Source organism: Helcococcus sueciensis DSM 17243 (assembly GCF_000423145.1).
Taxonomy (GTDB): Bacteria; Bacillota; Clostridia; order Tissierellales; family Peptoniphilaceae; genus Helcococcus; species Helcococcus sueciensis.
In genome coordinates this window covers 1-5,771 of sequence record NZ_AUHK01000040.1, presented here as the reverse complement: position 1 = coordinate 5,771, position 5,771 = coordinate 1, and the positions used below count along the sequence as shown (strand labels likewise).

Annotated in this window: 6 protein-coding genes and 1 pseudogene; 5 read left to right on the top strand and 2 right to left on the bottom strand. The window is 27.5% G+C overall.

Annotation, left to right across the window (positions count from 1 at the left end; all coding sequences use genetic code 11):
• A partial coding sequence (locus tag G534_RS08175) for a transposase (protein ID WP_205617671.1) occupies positions 1–274 on the bottom strand: 274 nt, incomplete at its 3' end.
• A 107-nt stretch (positions 275–381) separates the two neighbouring features.
• Positions 382–1,008, bottom strand: coding sequence for a dTMP kinase (gene tmk, locus G534_RS0107025; protein WP_027348476.1), 627 nt, complete (start codon positions 1,006–1,008; stop codon positions 382–384).
• 238 nt (positions 1,009–1,246) lie between these two features.
• On the opposite strand from tmk, the gene G534_RS0107020 reads away from it, so the two are divergent.
• The 5 genes and pseudogenes from G534_RS0107020 (at position 1,247) to G534_RS08165 (ending at position 5,537) form a co-directional block, all read left to right on the top strand.
• Positions 1,247–1,891 carry a DUF1361 domain-containing protein gene (locus G534_RS0107020; protein ID WP_027348475.1) on the top strand — a complete coding sequence of 215 codons (645 nt, stop codon included), beginning with the start codon at positions 1,247–1,249 and terminating at the stop codon, positions 1,889–1,891.
• A 57-nt stretch (positions 1,892–1,948) separates the two neighbouring features.
• Complete coding sequence (gene purR, locus G534_RS0107015; protein WP_240470427.1) at positions 1,949–2,755, top strand: pur operon repressor; 807 nt, start codon at positions 1,949–1,951, stop codon at positions 2,753–2,755.
• A gap of 136 nt (positions 2,756–2,891) precedes the next feature.
• A pseudogene (locus tag G534_RS08170) lies at positions 2,892–4,247 on the top strand (NCS2 family permease).
• 214 nt (positions 4,248–4,461) lie between these two features.
• A complete protein-coding gene (locus G534_RS0107005; protein WP_027348473.1) occupies positions 4,462–4,947 on the top strand; it encodes an LURP-one-related/scramblase family protein in 486 nt (161 codons plus the stop codon).
• A gap of 2 nt (positions 4,948–4,949) precedes the next feature.
• Positions 4,950–5,537, top strand: a complete 588-nt coding sequence (locus G534_RS08165; RefSeq protein WP_051177466.1) for a 5-formyltetrahydrofolate cyclo-ligase — start codon at positions 4,950–4,952, stop codon at positions 5,535–5,537.
• Positions 5,538–5,771 lie beyond the last annotated feature (234 nt).

Sequence of the window (5,771 nt, the reverse complement as noted above, 5' to 3'; positions counted from 1 at the left end):
CATCTCTATCTCTTGGTATATTAAGATCTATATTTCCATATGAAGATTTAACAGTCTTTTTACTTGATCCATTTCTAGTGTTTAGTGATAATGGAGCTTGTCCATATTCATAGTCTAGATGCTCATCAAGTTCAGATTTAAGCATTTGTTCTATTGCATCACCTAAAAGGTCTTTAAGTGCATTTTGTAAATCCTGAGCAGTTTCTGGTTGATATTCTTCTAGTAACATTTTAGTTATTTTATTTAGTCTTGTTTCTGGTCTTTTTCTTGGCATAAAAATTCCTCCTAATTAGTTTTTCTTTACCCTAATCAGGAGGTTTCTATACACAAAATTTTACACAGTCTCACAAAGTACTAAGTAATTTAATAAAAATTTGTAAATTAATCAATATTTAATATTGTTTTCAATTTACTTATTGTTTGTTCGGTTACTTCTTCAATAGATTTAGAAGCGTCTATTATAATTAAATTATCTTTATTTCTTTTTAAAATTTCTTGGTATCCATTATATACCTTATTGTGATAAGAGTTTGATTCATTTTCTAATCTATCAGTTACAAAATTATTTCTTTTTCTTTTTAATACCGTAATAGGATCTACATTGAAAAAGAATGTGTAGTCTGGGGATAGATTATCTGTAGCAAAATCATTGATTTCTTTTACACTATCGTAACCTAATTCTCTTCCAAACCCTTGATAGGCTAGAGAGCTTAAAACATATCTATCACTTATTACTAGTTTACCTTTTTGTAAATTTGGAAGGATAAGCTCATCTACATGTTGAGCTCTTGAAGCAGAATAAAGTAACGCTTCGGTTCTAGCAGACATTTCAGAATTATCATTTGACAATAAAATTTCTCTTATTTCTTCAGAAATTTTTGTTCCGCCAGGTTCTCTAGTAATTATAAAATCAATATTATTTTCTATTAAAAATTTCTCAACATTATTTAATATAGTTGTTTTTCCGGATCCATCAGACCCTTCAAATGCAATAAATTTTCCAATCATAATAAATTTGCTTAAAGCTTACCTCCGATACGAATTTATATATAAAGTATGGATTTATACTATAACAAAAAACTAGTTTTTTCAATGTTTATTTATTTATTGAGATGAATTATAGAAGAATAGAATAAATAATCCAAAATGAAAATTAACAGAATTAAGTAAATATGTGATATTATAATTTTATTAGTTACATAATTGTAAAATAATAATTGCTAAAATTAGATTAAGTGGAGATTTTATGAGTATAAGAAGAGAATTATTAGTCACTATATTAATAGGTCTATTTTCATTTATAACTTTTTGGTTTTCTGGAAAATTTTTACATATATTTTTAATATGGAATATGATGCTTGCAATTATTCCTATATTTATATTAAAGTTTGAAGAAAAAACAAATAGAAAATGGTTAAAAATATTAGCTGTATTGGTTTGGATATTATTTTTACCGAATGCTTTTTATACAGTTACAGATTTAATTCATATACAAAATCTTAAGTTTTATTTCTTTGAAAATCCATACGCAGAGGCCACATATATTGAGGATATATCTAATTGGATGGAGATTATAAATTTATTTTTAATCAGTACATTTGGCTTCTTTGCGGGACTTATAAATGTAGATAGATTTATTAAAAGGTTTGAATATAAGTGGCAAAAGATAATGGCCATTTCAATTTTATCTATATTATCAGGAATAGCTATATATATTGGTAGATTTTTGAGATTCAATTCGTGGAATGTCTTAAATCCATTTGAAATGATAAAGACAATACTTACCAGTTTAAATAGTTTTTATGTAGTTTATATTATTTTATTTAGTGTATTTATTTTTATATCATGCACAATTTTTAGCTTGACAAAAAGTGGAATTAATAAAAAGTAGTAAAACACGAACAATTCATTTATAATATATTTAATATCAGTAAAAGAGGTATCTAAAGTGAAGAGAAGTGTGAGAATACTTGAAATAACAAGAACATTATTAAATAATCCAAATAAAATAATTCCTTTTGGAGAATTTACAGAAAGATTTAATTGTGCAAAATCCTCTGTAAGTGAAGATATTGCGATAATAAAAGAGACTTTTGAATTAAACAAAACTGGAATAGTTGAGACGATTTCTGGTGTAAATGGAGGAGTAAGATATATAACGGACATCTCTAAAGAAGAAGAGGAAAGATATATTGAAGAGATAATAAAAGAACTAAATGATCCGAAGAGAATGCTTCCAGGTGGATATTTTTATATATCGGATATAATTGCAAATCCTATTTACTTGAAAAATATGGGGCGAATAATTGCTAGTAGGCACAAATATGATGAAATAGATTATGTATTTACAATTGCTGCAAAAGGTATAACTATAGCTCAGGCGATATCATATGAGTTAGGAGTTCCGATAGTTATTGCAAGAAAAGAATCAAAACTTACTGAAGGACCAGCAGTTTCTGTAAAATATAGATCTCAATCAAGTCCAAATTTAGTTAAGAATATGGAAGTTGGCAGAAATAGTATACAACCTAATTCTAAAATATTGATAATTGATGATTTCTTTAGAGGTGGTGGAACTATAAATGGACTGGCTTCACTTGTTGAAATATTTGAATCTGAAATAGTAGCAGCTTATGTTGTTTGTGAATATAAAGATAAAAATCTAGTTCAAAAAATATATGCAAAATCACTTATTCAAATAGAAGCAATGGATATGGATAGCGGAGAATTAATTTTAAAACCTGGTACAATTTAGAGAAATATAATTAAATAAATTTAACCAAAACACGAACTATTAAATCAATATATTGATTATAGTTCGTGTTTATTATATAATCTCTATATATTAATAATATTGAGCTAATATTATTAATATTTATTTGGAGGAATTTATGGAGAAGTTTTTTAAACTAAAAGAGAATAAGACTAGTATTTCTAAAGAAATTATTGCAGGAATTACAACGTTCTTTGCAATGTCATATATAATAATAGTTAATCCGACTATGTTATCAGAATCAGGAATGCCTTGGGGAGCGGTATTTATAGCTACTATTATAGCTTCAGTAATTGGAACTTTAGTAATGGCCTTAGTTGCAAATGTTCCTTATGCACAAGCTCCAGGTATGGGATTAAATGCATTTTTCGTGTATACAGTATGTTTTCAATTAGGATTTACATGGCAACAAGCATTATCAATGGTATTTATTTGTGGGGTTATCAATATATTAATTACTGTTACTAAAGTAAGAAAAGTAATTATAAAAGCTATTCCTAAATATTTATAAAATGCAATTGGTGGTGGTATCGGTATTTTTATTGCTTATTTAGGATTTTTAAATGTTGGACTTATTAATTTTGAATCCGGTGTGCCAGCGCTATCTACTATTAATAATTCAGGACTATATGTATTTTTATTTGGATTATTTATAACAATCATATTGTATTTATTAAATGTTAAGGGAAGTATTTTTATAGGAATTATATTGACAGCTATTATAGGTATACCTTTTGGAGTAACAACTACTACAAATGCTATGGGCTTCAGAGAAGCGGTATCACAATTACCACAAACATTTGGTGTGATATTTACAAGTGAAGGTCTTCCTTCTTTATTCTCAGACATTACTAAATTACCTTTAGTAATTATCACAATATTTGCTTTTTCAATGTCAGATACATTTGATACAATCGGTACATTTATAGGTACAGGTATAAGAACAGGAATATTCTCAAAAGAAGATTCAAAAGCTTTAGAAAACAAACCAGGTTTCTCATCAAAAATGGACAAAGCATTATTTGCGGATGCTACAGCTACATCAATAGGAGCGATATTTGGTACATCAAATACAACTACTTATGTAGAGTCAGCAGCAGGAATAGGAGCAGGTGGTAGAACAGGTCTTACTTCAGTAGTGACTTCAATCTGTTTCATACTAAGTGCATTTTTCGCAAAATACATTTCAGCTATTCCAAATCAAGCAACTGCACCAGCATTAATTATAGTTGGGTTCTTGATGATTGCTTCATTTACAGATATCAAATGGGATGATATAGACCAAGCGATACCAGCATTCTTTGCTGCAGCTTTTATGGCGTTATCATATAGTATTTCATATGGTATAGCTACAGGATTTATATTCCACTGTTTAGTACAAACAGTAAGAGGTAAAGCAAAAGAAACACATCCAATAATCTGGATAGTATCAGGATTGTTTATATTGAATTTTGTTTTATTGGCGGTTTTATAAAATATAAAATATAGAAAATTAAAATATCTATTGGATGATTTTGAGTTTTACTCATTTATCCAATAGATATTTTTTATGCCTATAATTTATAAATATAATGTGTATATGATTATATAAATAAATTGTAGGGTATAAAATTTATGATTTAACTTAGTGCTTTATTAATTGTATTAAAAAATATATGGATAAATATTAAATTCTAAAAGGAGAAATTATGCGTAAGTTATATCTCAATCAAAAAATATTTAAGATAACCGACCATTATGAAGTGTTTGATGAATATGGAAATGCTGTATATCAGGTCGATCAAGAATTTAGATTTATTGGAAATACAGTACATGTAAGAAAGTTTGACGGTACAAATGGTTTTACGATTGAAAGAGGATTTTACTTTTTCTTACCTACTTACGAAATAACTTTTGACGATGGAAAAGAAATAAAAATCAAACAGAATTTTACATTTTTCAGGAAAGATATAGATTTAATATCTGATGATTACAATTTGAAATTAAAAGGAAATTTCTGGGATATGGATTTTGAAATCTTCGAAGGCGATCGTGTAGTCGGAAGAATTTACAAAGAATATTTCACTTTTAGAGATAAATTTGTACTTGAAATTCTAGAAGATGAATATGAAGATGAAATATTAGCCCTTACAATAGCAATAGATGAAATAAAGGACAATGAAAAAAGTAGTTAGAAATGATTAAGAATAAATTAAGAAAAAAAATGAAAAAAATCAGAGACAATATTCCATCTGATAAACGCAAAATAGAGGACCAAATTATAGCTAAAACTCTTATAAATAGTGAAATATATATAAATGCAGAAACATTATTTATATATAATTCATTTAGAAGCGAAGTTTGTACAACCTATATAATAAAAGAAGCTTTGAATGAGAAAATAGTTGCACTTCCTGTAACTAATTCGTTGGACCATTCAATGGAAGCTTATGAAATCAATGAAGATAGTGTGTTTGTTCAGGATTCATATGGAATTCAAATCCCTGATACAAAAACTTCAAATATAATAAATCCAAAGGAAATAGATTTGACAATTGTACCTTTGCTTGCCTACGATAATCTTGGTAATAGGCTCGGTTATGGCGGAGGCTACTATGACAGATATATTCCAAGATTAAGAAAAGATGCAATTGTAGTAGGACTTGCATATAGTAATCAATTTGTAGAAGAGCTAACTATTGAGCATTTTGATAAAAAACTTGATTATGTGATAACTGTGAGATATGAGGAAGATGGAGCGTTTGGAGAAATAAAGAAGTTTTAGAAATGGTATTGTGTGTGGAAGTGAAGCTTACATTCTTTTACTAATTTAATTTATTTTAATAAAGAATCACAAATTAATTCTAAATAAAAAAAGACCTGCAATTAAATTTGCAGGTCTTAGCATTTATAGTATAAATCAAGAGACTGTGTAAAATTTTGTGTATAGAAACCTCCTGATTAGGGTAAAGAAAAACTAATTAGGAGGAATTTTTATGCCAAGAAAAAGACCAGAAAC

What these genes read in the sequence shown, in the direction of transcription:
- tmk (WP_027348476.1), bottom strand. Translation starts at nt 1,008, where the DNA reads ATGATTGGAAAATTTATTGCATTTGAAGGGTCTGATGGATCCGGAAAA.
- G534_RS0107020 (WP_027348475.1), top strand. Translation starts at nt 1,247, where the DNA reads ATGAGTATAAGAAGAGAATTATTAGTCACTATATTAATAGGTCTATTT.
- G534_RS0107005 (WP_027348473.1), top strand. Translation starts at nt 4,462, where the DNA reads ATGCGTAAGTTATATCTCAATCAAAAAATATTTAAGATAACCGACCAT.
- G534_RS08165 (WP_051177466.1), top strand. Translation starts at nt 4,950, where the DNA reads ATGATTAAGAATAAATTAAGAAAAAAAATGAAAAAAATCAGAGACAAT.